We start from the raw sequence: 16,039 nt of genomic DNA, 5'->3' as shown, positions 1-16,039 counted from the left end.
GCGCCTGTTCGAGCGGACCGATGCCAAAGAAAAGGACGAAGGCCGCAGCCACCGCCCACATCAGCGGGTGCACGTCCCGGGCCCGGCCCTGGAAGGTGCGGATCAGCACGTAGGCGATGAAGCCGGCCCCCAGGCCGTTGGCGATGGAGTAGGTGAACGGCATGAGCGTGAAGGTCAGGAAGGACGGGATGGCGACGCCCCAGTCCGTCCAATCGATCCGCCCGACCTGCGACACCATCATGAAGCCCACCACCACAAGGGCGGGGGCCACCGCCTCGAAGGGCACCAGGTAGATCAGCGGCGTGAAGAACATCGCCACCACGAACAGCAGGCCGGTCACGATGCTGGCCAGGCCGGTCCGGGCGCCCTCGCCGATTCCGGCGCCGGACTCCACGAAGATCTGGTTCGAGGACACCGAGGCGCTGCCGCCGGCGATGGCGCCGAAGGCATCGACCAGCAGCACCCGGTTCACCTGCGGAATGTTGCCGTCCTCGTCCGTCAGGCCGGCCTCGTTGGCCAGCCCCACCATGGTGCCCATGGCGTCGAAGAAGATGCTCAGCAGGATGGCGAAGGCCAGCAGGGAGGCGCCCATGATGCCCAGGTGGCTGAAGGCTCCGAAGAGGTTGACCTGGCCGACCAGGCTCAGGTCGGGTGCGCCCCACGCCGGGAGGCTGGGGGTGACCAGCGACCAGCCGCCGGGCTGGCCGGCGCCCTGGGAGCCAGGCTTGGCCACCACCTCGATGACCAGGGCCAGCGCGGTGGAGGCCAGGATGCTGATCAAGATGGCGCCCTTGACCTTGCGCACCAGCAGGGCGATGGTCAGGATCAGCCCGAAGAGGAACACCAGCGTCGGCCAGCCCACGAGCTTGCCTTCGAAGCCCAGCCCCACCGGCACGGTGGTGCCCGCCACGTCGGGAATGCGCCGGACAAACCCTGCATTGACCAGGCCGATCAGGGCAATGAACATGCCGATGCCCACCACGATGGCGGTCTTGAGGCTGGCCGGCACCGCCCGGAAGACGGCGGTGCGGAAACCGGTGAGGACCAGGATCAGCATGGTGAGGCCGGAGAGGACGATCAGTCCCATCATGTCCGGCCAGGTCAGGCCCGGGTTGCTGGCCACCGTGACGGCGGCGAAGGCGTTCACGCCCAGCCCGGTGGCCAGCGCGAACGGATAGCGGGCCCAGGTGCCCATCAGGATGGTGAGCACCCCGGCGACCAGGGCGGTCGCCGCCGCGACGCGGGCGCCGCCCAGTTCGGCACCGGTCGAGTCGGCGCCGCTGAGGATCAGCGGATTGAGCACCACGATGTAGCTCATGGCGAAGAACGTGGCCAGTCCGCCGCGGATCTCGCGGGAATAGTTGGAACCGCGCTTGCTGATTTCGAAGTAGTTGTCCAGCTTGCCAAGCACTGCACCGCGCCGGCTCAGTGTGGCTCCCTTTGGGGGCATGGGGGTCATCCTTTGGCGGAAGTCGGGGAGGGGGAGTCGAAAGAATCCTAGCGCCTCGACGTACCCTTTAGGCATGACCCAGCCTCTCTCCGGCCTCGCCGTCGTCCGGTTCGCCGCGGCGGTACTGCTCGCCGTCGCCGCCGTTTTGGTCCCGTCCGCCGCCGCCCAGGCCCACGACGAACTGGTCTCCAGTGCTCCGGCCGACGGCGCGGCGCTGCAGGCGATGCCCGCCGACGTGGTGCTCACGTTCAGCAGCGTTCCGATGGCGCTGGGCTCGGTGGTCAAGGTCGAGGACGGCAGTGGCGCGGACTGGGCGGACGGCAGCGTGCAGATCGTCGACCGGACGGCCACCCAGCGCCTGAAGCCCGATGCCCCGGCCGGCACCTACCGCGTCCAGTGGCGCGTGGTGTCCTCGGATTCGCATCCGATCGAAGGTACCTTTAGCTTCACCGTCGCCGGCGGGGCAGCGGCCAGCGCGTCCGCGGCACCCTCCGCGGGACGGCCCGAACCGATCAACACCAGCACCCCGTCGCCGGTCGCCGCGGCCCCGGAACAGCCGGAAGTGCCCTGGAGCGTCATCGGGATGGGTGTGATCCTGGTGGTCCTCGCCGTCATTATCGGCGTCACCGCCAAGCGGCGGCTGGGAGGCGGCAGCCGGGAGTAGGCTCAGGCCGGCGCGGGGCGCCCGCCGGCAATCGCGTCCCCGACCGCTTTGGCCTGGCGCACGATCTCCCGCGTGGTCGGGGCCAGCAGCCCCGCCATCCCCACCAGGTAGAGCCCGATGGACTTCAGCGTGGCCTGGAAGTCGGCGCCCAGGCGCACCCCCAGGCCGCGCAGGAAGCGGCGCATCTGGTTCTGCGGGCAGCCGGTCAGCACTACGGTGTCCGCCAGCAGCAGGCCGCGTTCGGTCCGGATCATCCACCGGCGCGCGATGCCCGCCGGGCCGGCTTCAGGAACCGGCAGCCCGATGCCGGGCACCAGGCTGACCTGGCGGGCGAAGGTGCTCCGGCGGACATCCAAACAGCGGCTGGCGGCATAGCCCTGCAGCAGGCGCAGCAGTTCGCTCTGCTCGGTGAGCGAAACCGAGTCCGACATCATGCCGCGCCGCGGGGTCCCCGCAGCGCAGCCGCCGGCCAGTCCCTCGACCACGATCGAGGCGATCCCGTGCCGGGACAGTTCGCTGGCCACGGCCAGGCCGGGCAGCCCGGCGCCGATCACCACCGTGGTGGTGGATTCGGCCGGAAGTTCGGATCCGGACACCAACGCCTCCTCGGACACAGCGCAGGGAACCGGCGGCAGCCGCCGGACATGGCAGACCAGCCGGGCGGCTCCCGGCCAGCGCATCTTCGAAGCCTACAGAACTTTCAGCCCCTATTGAAGATGTTGACGCGGCAAGCCGACGATGCACAAAAGGGCTTATCAGCGGAGTATTCTGTGGTTACCGGCGAGTTTCCGACGGCGCGGCCCGCCGCGGACACGGGGCAGCTACAGGGAGGCAGCAGCAATGACAGAAGCATCAGCCGGCGGTGTCCGCCACGGCGCCGCCCGGCACGGCATCGTCGTCGGCGTGGACGGGTCGGACCAGAGCCTGTGTGCCCTGAGCTGGGCGGCCCGGGAAGCCCAGCTGCGCCGCACGCCGCTGCATGTGATCACCGCCTACACGATCCCGGTCTTCGCCGCCTCGAGCATGGACGCCGGCTATGCCACCCTGGATGACCAGGTCATCCGCGAAGGTGCCGAAGCGGTCCTGGAACAGGCCGTGGCGCGGCTGGCGGATTACGACGTCGAAATCCATCCGTCGGTGGAAACCGGCGACGCCGCCGGGGTGCTGCTGGACCTGTCCGAGGAAGCCGAGCTGCTGGTGGTCGGCAGCCGCGGCCGGGGCGGCTTCGTGGGCCGGCTGCTCGGTTCGGTCAGCGGCGCCGTGCCGGCCCATGCCAAGTGCCCCAGCGTGACCGTGCCGCTGGCGTGCGCGCCCCGGCTGGGCCAGACGGACCTGGAGGTCCCGCGCGGCAAGCAGCCCCCGGTGGGCCCCGAAGGCGAGGAACGGGTTGTTTTGGTCGGCGCGGACGGCTCCGAGCAGGCCCGGACGGCCATGCTGGTCGCAGCCGAACAGGCCCAGCGCTGGGGCTACCCGCTGCGGGTGGTCTGCGCGCTGCCGCCGTTCACCGGATCGCTGGCCTGGGTGCCGGCACCGCTGGACCGGGAGGCCCTGTACGCGGAGCTGATGGAACAGCTGGATGCCGGCACGGCCTGGCTGCGCAGCCATTTCCCGGGCCTGCCCATCAGCGGCGAAGTGCTGGAAGGATCGCCCATCGAACTGCTGATCGAGGCGACCCGGACCGCGGCCCTGCTGGTCCTCGGGACAAGGGGCCGCGGCGGCTTCGCCGGCATGCTGCTGGGCTCCACCAGCCAGGGCGTCCTGCACCATGCCAAGGGCCCGGTGATGGTGGTTCCGGACACCAAGGACCCGCGGCTGGAAGACCGCCGGAAATTCGGCTCGATGCCGGAGGACGCAACCTAGGGCCGTCAGTCGTGGTGGCGGGTTTCGTGCACCGCGTGTGAGGCCGGCTCCAGCTGGAAGGTGCAGTGCTCGGTGTCGAAATGGTCGCCGAGGCAGTGGGTCAGCCGGTCCAGGACCTCGTCCAGCCCGACGGCGCTGAGCACATCGTCGGCCAGCACCACGTGCGCCGAGAATACCGGCACGCCCGAGGTGATGGTCCAGATGTGGATATCATGCACATCCAGCACGCCCTCGGCGGCCAGGATGTGCTCGCGCACCGACTGGACCTCCACGTCCCGCGGCGTGGCTTCCAGCAGCACGTTCACCACCTCGCGCAGCAGGCCCCAGACCCGCGGCAGGATCATCAGCGCGATCAGGACCGAGGCGATCGCGTCCGCCTGCCGGAAGCCGGTTACGGCAATGACCACGGCCGCGGCGATGACGGCCAGGGACCCGAGCAGGTCCCCGAGCACTTCCAGGTAGGCGCCGCGCACATTCAGGCTCTCGGCCTGGCCCTTGCGCAGGATCAGCAGGCAGGCCAGGTTGGCGACCGCCCCGAGCACCGCGGCCAGCAGCATGGTCCCGGTCTGGATTTCGGGGACGTGGTTGAAGCGCCGCAGGGCTTCGAGGAACACGACGACGGCGATCACCGCCAGCAGCACCGCGTTGGCGAGCGCGGCCAGCACCTCGGCCCGCTGGTAGCCGTAGGTGCGCCGGGCCGAGGCCGGCCGGGTGGCGATCCACGCCGCCAGCAGCGCGATGCCGACGCCCGCGGCGTCGGACAGCATGTGCCCGGCGTCGGCCAGCAGCGCCAGCGAACCGGACAGGAACGCGCCCGCCACCTGGACCACCACCACGGCCAGCGTGATGCAGACCACCAGCAGGAGCCGGTGGCGGTGCCGGCCGGTGGCGGTGGTGCCGGCGGGCAGGCCGTGGCTGTGGCTGTGCCCCATCCTCAGTCCCATCCCAGTTCGTGCAGCCGGTGGTCATCGATGCCGAAGTAGTGGGCCACCTCGTGGATCACCGTCACCTTGATCTCGTGGACCACCTCCTCCCGGCTGCCGCAGCAGCGCAGGATCGGGCCGCGGAAGATCGAGATCCGGTCCGGCAAGGATCCGGCATCCCACCAGGCACCGCGCTCGGTCAGCGGAACCCCCTCGTACAGCCCCAGCAGTTCCACGCCCGGTTCGTCGCCGGGCCGGGGCACGTATTCGTCTTCGATGACGACGGCGACGTTGGCCATCGCGGCCATTTCGCGCGCCAGCTCGTCCGGGATGGCGTCGATTGCCTCGTCGACCGCCTCCTCGAAGTCCTGCAGGGACATTTGCATCGGCACGTATCCGACTCTACCGGCAGGTGGCCGGTGGGGCCGGTGTGTCAAGCCCAACAAGGTTTCCCCAACCTGCTGCTGCGAAATTTGTCGGCATGGTAGCTGCACTTGAGCTGGAAATCCGCCCCGTTCGGCGCCGCCGGCTGATCATCGTTCCGTTGATCCTCGTGGGCCTGCTCGCGGCCGGGCTCGGCTACCTGTTTACGACCGCCGAAACCAAGCCCAGCACCCAGTTGGGCGCTCCGGCCCAGGTGCCCGGCGGGATAGCGCTGATCACGGGCATCGTGCCGGTGGAATCGGATGGCTGGGAACCGCCTGCTCCGGTGGATTCCCTCCAGCGCCCGGTGCCCGAGGGGGCGCACCGGGTGCGGGTCCAGGTCCAGTTCATGGCCATGGACCCGCAGGGCCTGCGGCTGGATCCGGCGGCCTTCGTGGTGGACGGGCTCGGCTCCGGCCGGCCGCATCCGCTGTGGACCTCGCCGCAGTCCCGTGTCCTGGCGCGGGGCGAGACCGCGGAAGCCACGATGGTGTTCGAACTGCCGGACAAGGCGGTGGCGCTGGTCCTCGAAGGCCCCGGGGGAGGCCGGCTGTCGCTGGGCAAGTCGCACCATTCCGGCAGCTGAGCCGCAGCCCGAAACATCGAATTACTAGTCATCTACTGGGAGGGTGGCTCGAAAATGTCAGTAACCCGACGTGACCTGTTCAAGCTGGGCGGGGTGGGCGGGCTGGGGCTCGTGGGGGCCGGCCTGGTCACCGTTCCGATTTCCACGGTGTCCGCGAAGTCCGCCAGCCAGCTCGGTTCCGCGGACATGCCCAAGCCGTACGCGGCAGCCTTCTACCGGCCGCCGGTGCTGAAACCGCAGTCCACCTCGGTGGACCCGGACGGCGCCAAGGTCAACCATTACCGGATCACCATGCGCCAGGCGGATGCGCAGATCCTGCCGCGGAAGAAAACCGGCATCCTGGGCTATGAAGGCATTTTCCCGGGCCCGAGCATCGAACTCGAGCAGGGCACCCGGGCGGTGGTGCACATGCGCAACCAGCTGCCGCAGTTCCACCCCAAGTTCGGCCACCTGATGGCCACCTCGACCCACCTGCACGGCTCGGCGTCCCTGCCGCAATACGACGGCTACGCCAGCGACGTGACGCCCCGCGGGTTCTGCAAGGACTACCACTACCCCAACTTCCAGCCGGCGCGCACGCTCTGGTACCACGACCACGGCGTCCACTTCACCGCCCAGAACGTGTATTCCGGCCTCGCGGGCCTGTACATCATGCACGACAAGCTGGAGCGGGCACTGCTGCCGCAGGGGGCCTACGATGTCCCGCTGGTGCTCAGCGACGCGATGTTCGCCGCGGACGGCAGCCTCGGCTACGACGACCGCGACCATTCCGGCCTCTGGGGCGACGTGGTCCTGGTCAACGGCCGGCCCTGGCCGGTGATGAAGGTCCAGCCGCGGGTCTACCGCTTCCGGATGCTCAATGCCTCCGTCTCGCGCTCCTACCGGCCGTCGCTGAGCACCGGGGACCCGCTCTACATTGTCGCCACCGACGGCGGCCTGATGCCCTCGACCCAGGCCGTGAGCAACTGGCGCCACGGCATGGCCGAACGCTACGAGGTGCTGATCGACTTCAGCAAGTACAAGCCGGGCCAGCGGATCGAACTGCGCAACCTCTCCAATCCGAACAACCGCGACTACGACCATACGAACAAGATCATGGCCTTCGACGTGGTCGCGCCGCCGAGTGAGAGCGCGATGAAGCTGGACCCGAAGTGGAACGTCATCCCCACCAAGCTGGCGGACAGCCACGTGATGGCGCTGACCGAGAAGGACGCCGAGAAGAAACGGTATTTCCGGGTCGAACATGAGGGCACCGGCGAGCCCTGGACCATCAGCGACGTGACCTGGGAGGACGTGATCGCCAGCAACTTCAAGCTGGTCAGCGCCGATCCGAGGCTGGACGCCGTCGAGGTCTGGGAGATCGAGAACAAGTCCGGCGGCTGGTTCCATCCGGTGCACATCCACCTGATCGACTTCCAGATCCTCAGCCGCAACGGCAAGGCGCCCTTCGGCTACGAGAAGGGCCCGAAGGACGTCGTCTACGTCGGCGAGGGCGAGAAGGTCAAAGTCATCATGAAGTTCGGCCCGCACAAGGGCCGCTACATGGTCCACTGCCACAACCTGCCGCACGAGGACCATTCCATGATGATCCAGTTCCGGGTCGGCCTGGCCGCGGACGATCCGGACCCGAACGATCCGATCCACGCCGCCCCGTGCGAGCTCGACACCGAGACGGACTAGCCGTGCGTGCCCTCATCATCGACCGCCCCGCCGCCACGGGCAGGACGCGGCGGGACCGGGCCGTCCTGGCTGCCGCGGCCGCGGTGCTCCTGGGGCTGCTGGCCGTCCGGCTCTGGATCCTGGAGCCGGTGGCCGTGGCCTCGGACAGCATGGCCCCGACGCTGGAAAACGGCAGCCTGGTGTTCGTCTTCAAGCCCGGCCCGGTGGTATCCGGGGTGCACGCCGGCGACCTTGTGGTCTTCAGGTCCCCGGCGGACGGCACTCCGGTGATCAAGCGGGTGGTCGCCGTCGGCGGCCAGCAGCTGGAGGTCCAGGATGCGGTGCTGTACGTGAACTCGGTCCGCATGCATGAGCCGTTCGTGGATCCGGCCACCATCGACGGCACCTACTATCCGGTCACCGAAGTGCCGCCCGGGACCGTCTTCGTCATGGGCGACAACCGCGAGCGGTCCATCGACTCGCGCGACTACGGACCCATCCCGCTCGAGGCCATCGAGGGGCTGGTGCTCAGGCCCTGACTCCGAAACCCGTTCCGACCGCATCACTCCACCCCCCCCCCGAAAGGACAAGGCAAGATGGAACATTTGAAAGCAGGCCAGGGGCCGCGCCGGACACGGACCGCGCTCATCGCGGTCTCGGCCGCCAGCCTGGCCGCCACCTCGCTGTTCGCGGCCCAGAGCGCCAGCGCCGCCGTCCCGTCATTTCCCGACAACGTTGTGGTCTTCCCCGACCGGGACTTCGTCTCGATCGAGGGCTTTGCCGAACATGCCGGGGAAAAGGCCGTCATCGAGGTGACCAGGCCGGGCCAGGGCGTCATCGGCTCGGCCGAGTCGACCATCTCGGGCACCGACGTCGCGTTCGAGGTCAACCACCCCGGCGGGGTCTGCTGGGGCAACGGCACCACCCACAAGGTCACCCCGGACATCCGGCCCGGCGACGTCGTGGCGATTAAGTTCAGCGATGGCACCTCGCAGGAGACCACCACGGCCGACGCTGCCGTCACCGGGGACATGACCCGGAACGGGAACACGATCACCGTCAGCGGCCACGTGGGTCCGACGGTGAACAAGGCCCAGATGGAGCAGCGGATCATCAACCCCGACCTGGTGGACACCGCGGTGGCCAAACGCGACATCCGGGCCGTCCCCGGCCCGCTGGTGCCGGCGGCCAAGGGCGGCTACTCGTCGAGCCTGGAATTCCCGTCCGCGGATACCTTCCGGGCCACCTACGTGTTCGACGACGCGGCCACCGCCGGGATCGCTGCGGCGGCCGACCTGGGCGAGCGGGCGATGTCCTGGCAGGTGGAGGATGCGGACGGCAACCGGCAGGGCCTGACCATCGCCGAATACGGCGAACTCGGCGGCCCCGGCATGGGCGGCTGCCCGGCGGGCCCGGGCGACCAGGCCGCGCCGCAAGCCGGCGCCGCCTCGGTGGTCTACTCGGCGGACAAGACCTCGATGCAGGTGAAGTGGACGCCGGCGGTGCCCCAGGCGGGCGCGGCTGTCGTCACCGGCTACAGCATCGCGGCGATCGCGCAGACCGTCACCGGCGGCCAGCAGGTCCAGCTCGGCATGCGCACGGAAGCCAATGCCACCCAGACCACCATTTCCGGGCTGGACCCGGCAGAGAAGTACACGGTGGAGGTGCGCTCCCTGGCCGGAGCAAGGATGAGCGAGGCGCTGACCATGGCACCGGCACCCGCCACGGATCCGGGCACCCCGGGCGACACCGTCCAGCCCACGCTTGAGATCTCCCCGGCGCCGGCCGCAGCCGGCGGGCCGACGACGGCGGAGTCCGTCACCCTGTCCAGCGACGGGCAGATCTTCTTCACCACCGACGGCAGCCCGGTGGTCAGCGGGAACCTTCCCTCCGACACCGCGCAGCTGTACACCAAGCCGATCGCCATCACCGGGCCGGTCACGCTGCGGGCGGCCGCCTTCGACCAGGCCGGCAACAGCCGGATCTTCGAAGGCGACTTCGCGCCCCCGGCAGCGCAGCTGGAACCGCCGGCCGCGCCGACCGGCCTGAACGCCACACCGGGCCAGGGATCGGTCACGCTGCGCTGGGATGCCGGCGCCGCCTCGGTCACCGGTTACCAGGTCACCGTCTACAACGCGGCGGGCACCGCCCAGGTGGCCAATGTCCAGCCGGCGGAAACCACGGCCAGGACCCAGACCGTCACCGGCCTGACCGGCGGCACCGGCTACCAGTTCACGGTCAAGGCCAAGAACGCCGCGGCCGGGTACGGCGCCGAGTCGGCCAAAGTCACCGCGGCCGCCCAAGTGGTCACCGACCGGGTAACGATCGGCACGGCCAGGTGGAAGGCCGGTTCGGAGTTCCGGATCACCGGCACCGGATCGGTGGTCGGCGCCACCGTCACCGTGTACCGGGCAACCAGCACCGGCACCATCGGGACGGCGATCACCGGCGCCAACGCCGCGGTGGTGGCCGCCGCGCCTCCGGGCATCGGCGACTACGACATCCGGCTGCGCAACGGGTCCGTCCCGGCCACCAATCCCGGCCGGATCTTCGTCAAATCCAGCAACGGCGGGGTAGCCGGCCCCTTCACCGTTTCCACCAAGTAACACCATGGGCAGGACGTGCCGCCGGCAGCCCCGGCGGCACGTCCTGCGTCCTGCGGAGGCGGCCGCCGGCTGATTTTGGAATTTTCCAGCCGAGGCCCTATAGTTTTATGAGTCCGCAGCGGAGACAACCCGAAGCGAACAAGGCCCCCATCGTCTAGCGGCCTAGGACACCGCCCTTTCACGGCGGCGGCACGGGTTCGAATCCCGTTGGGGGTACGCAGGGGAATTTATTCCCAGGCCGGGATGGAGTGGTCAAAAGCTCCTGAAAAGCCTGCTAAGATGGATTCTCGTGCAAAGCAAGGCCCTGTAGCGCAGTTGGTTAGCGCGCCGCCCTGTCACGGCGGAGGTCGCGGGTTCAAGTCCCGTCAGGGTCGCTGTAGCTTCCTGGAGCATCCGGGAAGCCAACGGTGATCATCGCCAGATGTTCCCACGGCTCTGTAGCTCAGTTGGTAGAGCGTTCGACTGAAAATCGAAAGGTCACCGGATCGACGCCGGTCGGAGCCACCACCTAGAACCCCCGGTCCGCCGGGGGTTTCTGTTTTTAACAGTCCGCCACCCCGCATAAACCCCGCACATTCAGATCAGCCGTTCGAGCCGCTGCCCCGTGACCTCGGCGGCCCGCGTCGATCCCTGACTTCGCGTTGTGTGCTCGACGTATCATGCAGGCGTGGAGGGATCGGTGAAGGCACTTTGCTCGACGGATCCGGAACCGATCCACCCAAGAATGATGCATCGGTCCCCGACCCGCCGCGGCGCTGGGGCTCCGCGGCCCTCGTCACTGGCCTTCACCTGCGCCCGGATGGTGTGATGCGAGACACCGCAGACCTCCGCGGTGGCCAGGTAGGACAAAGCCAAACCATAGGTCGCTAGAATTTCCATGAACTCCCTGAAGACTTCAAGACGAGCCCCTTCTTTCAAATACGCGTGAATACGGCGATTGGCATCGCTGTTCCACGCGGAAGGAAGGGGCTCTCCCCGTACCGCCACGGGGAACGAAAAGGGACATCACCGGCACAGGACGCAGGCCGGCCGGACGAGCCGGTCACATAGAGTATGCGCCGTTCGAAAAGTCGGGTCATTCGAGTAGACCGTAGTTATTTCGCGTAGCCGATACGCATGTTCCCTCCTGCTCCGCTCCCTAGCGTGAAACGTATCGACATCCCAAGGAACACCCCCAGGAGGCGATTTTGAGCAAATACGTAGTTCGAGGCGCTTGCAGCGCCGTTTTGCTGTCCGGGTTGTTAGCCAGCGGAGTAAGTGCAGCTTCTGCTGCCACGGACCAGAGCCAGACAGGGAAAACAGCCGACGCGACCCAGATAAATTCATCAGCCCGCCATGTTCCGCCTGCTGGAAATGGGGGCAACGGCGGCGGTAACGGCAACGGCAACGGCAACGGCGGCGGTAACGGTTACGGCAATGGCGGCAACGGCAACGGCAACGGCGGCGGTAACGGTTACGGCAATGGCGGCAACGGCAACGGCGGCGATACCGGCACTCCGGCCGACGGCGGCAACGGCGGCGATACCGGCACTCCGGCCGACGGCGGCAACGGCGGCGATACCGGCACTCCGGCCGATGGCGGCAACGGCGGCGATACCGGCACTCCGGCCGATGGCGGCAAGGGCCACGACCATGGCAAGGGCCATGACCGCGGTGACAAGGGCCACGGCTGGGGCCATGACCGCGGTGACAAGGACCATGGCAAGGGCCATGACCGCGGTGACAAGGACCATGGCAAGGGCCATGACCGCGGTGACAAGGGCCACGGCTGGGGCCACGACCGGGACGATTGTGACGACCACGGCAAGGGCCACGACCACGGCGATAAGGACCATGGGAAGGATCACGACCACGGCGATAAGGACCACGGCAAGGATCACGACCACGGCGACAAGGACCACGGTTCGCATGCCGAGTCCGGTTCTGGCGGCGCTGAACGTACCGTAGCTGTCGCCGAGGTGGGCGCGGTGATGAACCAAGGGATGAATGTGCAGACGGCGGTCGCAAGAGCTGACACCGCGCAGACGCCGGCGGGACCCATCGCTTTGGCTTTGAGCGGGCTCATGCTTGCTCTCGGTGCAGTTGCACGCCTGCGTCGTACCAGCGGCAGCAACTAGTTCCTCCAGTCGGCGCTTCCCCTGGCCACTCGTCAGGGGAAGCGCCGACGTTTCAGCCCCCAAACCCACGTACCGGTGGCCCAGACCGGGTCTCACTCCCTACAAAGCAAATCCGGACCAGGTGAAGCAGCATGGACGATCTTGAAGAACCGACAGAAGCCGCAGGACGTTCTCCGAAAAATACGGCCGGTACGCAAAAAACCGGATGGCGATTCCATCCTCGTCTGTTCGTCCTAGCCTCACTTCTGACGGCACTTCTGGCGGCGCTTTTCCTCGGGGGAAGCTCGGGCCTCTACCTCGTTCCGCCGGGCCCGTCCTCCAGCCCAGCGGCAGCCACCCATGTGCCGGCCGCTTCTGTGCCGAAGGCTGCGGCACTGGTTACCGCTCGGTCACAACCCCCTGCGCCAAGCACCCAGACCAGCTCGACCGCGAAAAGGCCTAGCCAGCCCCCGGCCTCGGCCCCGCTTCACCTTACCGTCGCTTCTGCCGGGATTGACATGCCGGTGCTGCCGCTGACCCCGACGGGAAGCGATGTGGCTGGCCATTCGATTGTGCCCCCCATGACATTCGACGCCTACTGGCTAACCTCTTATGGCATTCCCGGGAAAGGCTCGGTCAATACCACCTACATCATTGGCCACAGTGGGATCAACCAGGATGCTCCGTTCAACAGACTCAGCACCTTGGTAAAGGTTGGCGACACCTTCGTCCTGACAACAGGTTCCGGGAAAATCAAATACGAAGTTGTATCGGTCGCCACGCATGACAAAAACACTCTTGTGAATAGCGATATCTGGCGGGTCGTGCCAAACAAGGTCGTACTGATCAGTTGTTACACAGAAGACCCTTGGGGAAAGAACGTCGTCGTCTCCGCCTTACCTGCGGCCTAACCCCAATTTTTGGCCGTCAACGAGCCATGGTGGCCTCGTAGGTCGTGGTCGGGGTCAGCAGCAGGCGGTTGCCGGGGTGCCTAGGTGGTGCAGCAGCCCTGGGCTTCGCCTTGGGCTGCGGAGAACGTGGGGCTGTCGGCCAGGACGGTGTAGATCTCCCACTGTTCGCCGTTGGGGGTGTTCTGTACCCAGAACTTGTCCTGCTTCGCGTAGCAGCAGGTGGTCCGCCGCTCGTCCACGGTGGCGAACCCGTGTTCTGCGAGCCGGGCCTGCTCGGTATCGACGGTATCGGTGTCCTGGACCTCCACACCCAGGTGATTGAGCGATCCACCCTTGCCGGGGTTCTCGATGAGGACGAGCTTGAGTGGCGGTTCGGCCACGGCGAAGTTGGCGTAGCCGGGACGGCGCTTGGCCGGCTCGGTGCCGAAGAGCCGGCTGTAGAACGCGACCGACTGCTCAAGGTCGTCGACGTTGAGGGCAAGCTGCAGGCGGGACATGGGACCTCCTATAAATAGATGGTTGTCTATGTCTCGAGATTGCCACCGAATATTGATGTATGTCAATATTCATGTGTGTCGAAATCCCTACTTGAACTGACCCCGGTCGAAACGGTGGCCTGCTGCGCCCCGCTGACGCGGGAACCGATGGCTGCGGCCCAGGCCGAGCGGGTAGCCCCGCTGCTGAAAGCCCTGGCCGATCCGGTCCGGCTGCGGCTGCTCTCGCTCGTGGCCTCGCACGAGGGTGGGGAGGCCTGCGTGTGCGACCTGAATGAGGCCTTTGACCTGTCCCAGCCCACGATCAGCCACCACCTGAAGGTGCTGCACCAGAGCGGACTGCTGGAGCGCAGCAAGCGCGGTGTCTGGGTCTACTACAAGGTGGAGGCGAACGTGCTGGACTCGCTGGGCAAGCTGATCTCCAGCGCCGGCGCATGAGCGGCCTGGCACGGCGCTCCCTGGCCGAACTGATCGGAACCGCCCTGCTGGTGGCCACCGTGGTGGGCTCGGGCATTGCCGCCTCCCGGCTCTCCCCGGAGGACACGGGACTGCAGTTGTTGGAAAACAGCCTGGCCACCGGCGCCGTCCTGGTGGCGCTGATCATCGCCCTGCAGCCTGTCTCGGCCGCCTTCAACCCGGTGGTCACTCTCGCCGAGCGCTGGCTCGGGGTCATCGGCTGGCGGGAAGCCGGGGCGCTGATCGCCGCCCAGGTCGCCGGGGGAATCCTGGGCACCGTGCTGGCGAACCTGATGTTCGACCTGCCCGCCGTCACCATCTCGGCCAACCAGCGCACCGGGCCCGGGCTGTGGCTGGCCGAGGCCGTGGCCACGGCCGGGCTGCTGCTGATGATCTTCGGGGCCGCCCGCGCCGGGCGCAAGGACATGATCGCCTTCGCGGTCGGCGGGTATATCGCCGCGGCCTACTGGTTCACCAGTTCCACCAGCTTCGCCAACCCCGCGGTCACCGTGGCGCGGATGTTCTCCGACACCTTCGCCGGCATCGCCCCGGCCTCGGTCCTGCCCTTTGTGGCCATGCAGCTGGCCGGCGGGATCCTCGCGGCCGTGCTCATCCGCCTGCTCTACCCCCGGGCCGCCCAGGCGGCGGCCGAAATGACCACCGAAAACAGCACCGAAGGATGATCCCGATGACCAGCCAGCCCACCGTCCTTTTTGTCTGCGTGCACAACGCCGGGCGCTCCCAGATGGCCGCCGGCTACCTGCGGCAGCTGGCCGGGGACCGCATCACTGTGCTGTCCGCCGGTTCCGAACCGGGCGACAAGGTCAACCCGGTGGCCGTGCAGGCCATGGCCGAGGAGGGTATCGACATCAGCCAGGCGGTGCCGCAGATCCTCACCACCGGGGCCGTGCAGGAATCCGACGTCGTCATCACCATGGGCTGCGGCGACACCTGCCCGGTCTTCCCCGGCAAGCGGTACGAAGACTGGGCCCTCGAGGACCCGGCCGGCCGGGACCTGGACATGGTCCGCGGTGTCCGGGACGACATCAAGAAGCGCGTCCAGGCGCTGATCGAGGAACTGGCCGGCTGACCCCGCACCCCCCGTTGAAACTTGGGCGGGATAGATGCTGTTATCGAGCCTGATAACAGCATCTATCCCGCCCAAGTTTCAGGGGTAGGGGGAGGACTTGCCTGAGGCTGGGAGCAGGCTGGGACTTTGCTGCTATTACCCTGTGCTTGTTGCCGTTGGGCCGTTTTTGCCTGTCTGCGGCACGAGGGGCCGGTATACGCTGGAATGGAGCTTTCAGCCGAGGATAGGCGGGGTAGTCGAAGGGAGTCCGGTGCACGTCTGTTTCCAGGTTGCCACGGTGGCCGCAGCGGCGGTCCTGGCACTTACCTCCTGCAGCCCGCCGGCAGTTCCCGGCCCGGACGCCACGTCCGGCGCCTCGGCGACGGCCGCCACACCCCCGCCGGCAGCTGTCCCGCCGGCTACCGCGGGCGGAACCGGCCCGGCCGCGCGGCCGCAGGAGCCCGGCAGCCAGACGCCGCAGCCGGGCAAATCCATGAGCCGCAGCGCGCAATGGGGCAGCTATTCGGGCCGGCAGGAGGCCTGCGTGGCCGTGGCCGCCAACGTGGCCGTGCTGCTGCTGGTGCCGCTGAGTTTCCTGACCGAAGTGGATCAAGAAGAGCTGGCCGATCTCGAGGCCCAGGTAGCCAAGACGCGCAACCGGGTTCCGCGGGCGCTGGAGAAGGATTTCGCCCACCTCGAAAAGGTGCTCGCCAAGAACAACGCCAACGAGGAGTTCGACGACGAGGCCTTCCTCGATGCCGTGGAACCGATCCAGGACTGGCTGGCGGCTAATTGCGCAAGCTGAAGTAGGCTGGCAGCAGGAGAACACAAGGAACCACTGC

At 67.8% G+C, this 16,039-nt stretch carries 18 protein-coding genes and 3 tRNA genes; 15 read left to right on the top strand and 6 right to left on the bottom strand.

Annotation, left to right across the window (positions count from 1 at the left end; translation table 11 throughout):
- Positions 1–1,450 (bottom strand): NCS2 family permease (locus LVY72_RS22220; protein WP_372463758.1); only part of this gene is annotated, 1,450 nt, incomplete at its 3' end.
- A gap of 73 nt (positions 1,451–1,523) precedes the next feature.
- On the opposite strand from LVY72_RS22220, the gene LVY72_RS22215 reads away from it, so the two are divergent.
- Positions 1,524–2,114 carry a copper resistance CopC family protein gene (locus LVY72_RS22215; RefSeq protein WP_237826753.1) on the top strand — a complete coding sequence of 197 codons (591 nt, stop codon included), beginning with the start codon at positions 1,524–1,526 and terminating at the stop codon, positions 2,112–2,114.
- 2 nt (positions 2,115–2,116) lie between these two features.
- Here the strand turns inward: LVY72_RS22215 and LVY72_RS22210 are convergent, their stop codons facing one another.
- Positions 2,117–2,794, bottom strand: coding sequence for a Rossmann-fold NAD(P)-binding domain-containing protein (locus LVY72_RS22210; RefSeq protein WP_237826750.1), 678 nt, complete (start codon positions 2,792–2,794; stop codon positions 2,117–2,119).
- A 160-nt stretch (positions 2,795–2,954) separates the two neighbouring features.
- Here LVY72_RS22210 and LVY72_RS22205 point away from each other — a divergent pair, with 160 nt between their 5' ends.
- Positions 2,955–3,974 (top strand): universal stress protein, encoded by a 1,020-nt coding sequence (locus tag LVY72_RS22205; protein ID WP_237826747.1) that lies wholly within the window; start codon positions 2,955–2,957, stop codon positions 3,972–3,974.
- Between the two features lie 5 nt (positions 3,975–3,979).
- Here the strand turns inward: LVY72_RS22205 and LVY72_RS22200 are convergent, their stop codons facing one another.
- Positions 3,980–4,906 (bottom strand): cation diffusion facilitator family transporter, encoded by a 927-nt coding sequence (locus tag LVY72_RS22200; RefSeq protein ID WP_237826759.1) that lies wholly within the window; start codon positions 4,904–4,906, stop codon positions 3,980–3,982.
- 2 nt (positions 4,907–4,908) lie between these two features.
- On the bottom strand, positions 4,909–5,283 hold the full coding sequence (locus tag LVY72_RS22195) for a metallopeptidase family protein (protein WP_237826757.1): 375 nt from the start codon (positions 5,281–5,283) through the stop codon (positions 4,909–4,911).
- Positions 5,284–5,378: 95 nt separating this feature from the next.
- On the opposite strand from LVY72_RS22195, the gene LVY72_RS22190 reads away from it, so the two are divergent.
- From LVY72_RS22190 to LVY72_RS22160, 7 genes are all read left to right on the top strand, one after another.
- Positions 5,379–5,906 (top strand): hypothetical protein, encoded by a 528-nt coding sequence (locus LVY72_RS22190; RefSeq protein ID WP_237826744.1) that lies wholly within the window; start codon positions 5,379–5,381, stop codon positions 5,904–5,906.
- A gap of 54 nt (positions 5,907–5,960) precedes the next feature.
- Positions 5,961–7,586, top strand: a complete 1,626-nt coding sequence (locus LVY72_RS22185; protein ID WP_237826742.1) for a multicopper oxidase family protein — start codon at positions 5,961–5,963, stop codon at positions 7,584–7,586.
- Between the two features lie 2 nt (positions 7,587–7,588).
- Positions 7,589–8,104, top strand: coding sequence for a signal peptidase I (gene lepB / locus LVY72_RS22180; RefSeq protein WP_237826740.1), 516 nt, complete (start codon positions 7,589–7,591; stop codon positions 8,102–8,104).
- Between the two features lie 57 nt (positions 8,105–8,161).
- On the top strand, positions 8,162–10,171 hold the full coding sequence (locus LVY72_RS22175) for a fibronectin type III domain-containing protein (protein ID WP_237826738.1): 2,010 nt from the start codon (positions 8,162–8,164) through the stop codon (positions 10,169–10,171).
- 143 nt (positions 10,172–10,314) lie between these two features.
- Positions 10,315–10,387: transfer RNA gene (locus LVY72_RS22170), tRNA-Glu, on the top strand.
- Between the two features lie 84 nt (positions 10,388–10,471).
- Positions 10,472–10,545 (top strand) — tRNA-Asp (locus tag LVY72_RS22165).
- A 57-nt stretch (positions 10,546–10,602) separates the two neighbouring features.
- Positions 10,603–10,678, top strand: a tRNA-Phe gene (locus LVY72_RS22160).
- A 150-nt stretch (positions 10,679–10,828) separates the two neighbouring features.
- On the opposite strand, the gene LVY72_RS22155 is transcribed toward LVY72_RS22160, so the two are convergent.
- The gene (locus tag LVY72_RS22155; protein ID WP_237826736.1) at positions 10,829–11,050 is read right to left on the bottom strand and encodes a hypothetical protein; all 222 of its coding nucleotides are present in this window, start codon (positions 11,048–11,050) and stop codon (positions 10,829–10,831) included.
- A gap of 308 nt (positions 11,051–11,358) precedes the next feature.
- Here LVY72_RS22155 and LVY72_RS22150 point away from each other — a divergent pair, with 308 nt between their 5' ends.
- Together LVY72_RS22150 and LVY72_RS22145 are read left to right on the top strand one after the other, a co-directional pair.
- Complete coding sequence (locus LVY72_RS22150) at positions 11,359–12,288, top strand: hypothetical protein (RefSeq protein ID WP_237826734.1); 930 nt, start codon at positions 11,359–11,361, stop codon at positions 12,286–12,288.
- A gap of 131 nt (positions 12,289–12,419) precedes the next feature.
- Positions 12,420–13,178 carry a sortase domain-containing protein gene (locus LVY72_RS22145; protein WP_237826731.1) on the top strand — a complete coding sequence of 253 codons (759 nt, stop codon included), beginning with the start codon at positions 12,420–12,422 and terminating at the stop codon, positions 13,176–13,178.
- An 80-nt stretch (positions 13,179–13,258) separates the two neighbouring features.
- Here the strand turns inward: LVY72_RS22145 and LVY72_RS22140 are convergent, their stop codons facing one another.
- On the bottom strand, positions 13,259–13,675 hold the full coding sequence (locus LVY72_RS22140; protein ID WP_237826728.1) for an ArsI/CadI family heavy metal resistance metalloenzyme: 417 nt from the start codon (positions 13,673–13,675) through the stop codon (positions 13,259–13,261).
- A gap of 147 nt (positions 13,676–13,822) precedes the next feature.
- On the opposite strand from LVY72_RS22140, the gene LVY72_RS22135 reads away from it, so the two are divergent.
- From LVY72_RS22135 to LVY72_RS22120, 4 genes are all read left to right on the top strand, one after another.
- The gene (locus LVY72_RS22135; RefSeq protein ID WP_443627204.1) at positions 13,823–14,110 is read left to right on the top strand and encodes an ArsR/SmtB family transcription factor; all 288 of its coding nucleotides are present in this window, start codon (positions 13,823–13,825) and stop codon (positions 14,108–14,110) included.
- Positions 14,107–14,811 (top strand): aquaporin, encoded by a 705-nt coding sequence (locus LVY72_RS22130; protein ID WP_237826722.1) that lies wholly within the window; start codon positions 14,107–14,109, stop codon positions 14,809–14,811. The genes LVY72_RS22135 and LVY72_RS22130 overlap by 4 nt, the downstream gene beginning before the upstream one ends.
- A gap of 5 nt (positions 14,812–14,816) precedes the next feature.
- Positions 14,817–15,218 carry an arsenate reductase ArsC gene (locus LVY72_RS22125; protein ID WP_237826719.1) on the top strand — a complete coding sequence of 134 codons (402 nt, stop codon included), beginning with the start codon at positions 14,817–14,819 and terminating at the stop codon, positions 15,216–15,218.
- Between the two features lie 250 nt (positions 15,219–15,468).
- Positions 15,469–16,002, top strand: coding sequence for a hypothetical protein (locus LVY72_RS22120; RefSeq protein WP_237826716.1), 534 nt, complete (start codon positions 15,469–15,471; stop codon positions 16,000–16,002).
- Positions 16,003–16,039 lie beyond the last annotated feature (37 nt).

It is taken from the genome of Arthrobacter hankyongi, assembly GCF_022012395.1.
GTDB classification, from domain to species: domain Bacteria; phylum Actinomycetota; class Actinomycetes; order Actinomycetales; family Micrococcaceae; genus Crystallibacter; species Crystallibacter hankyongi.
This window is presented reverse-complemented; position numbering and strand designations above follow the sequence as displayed.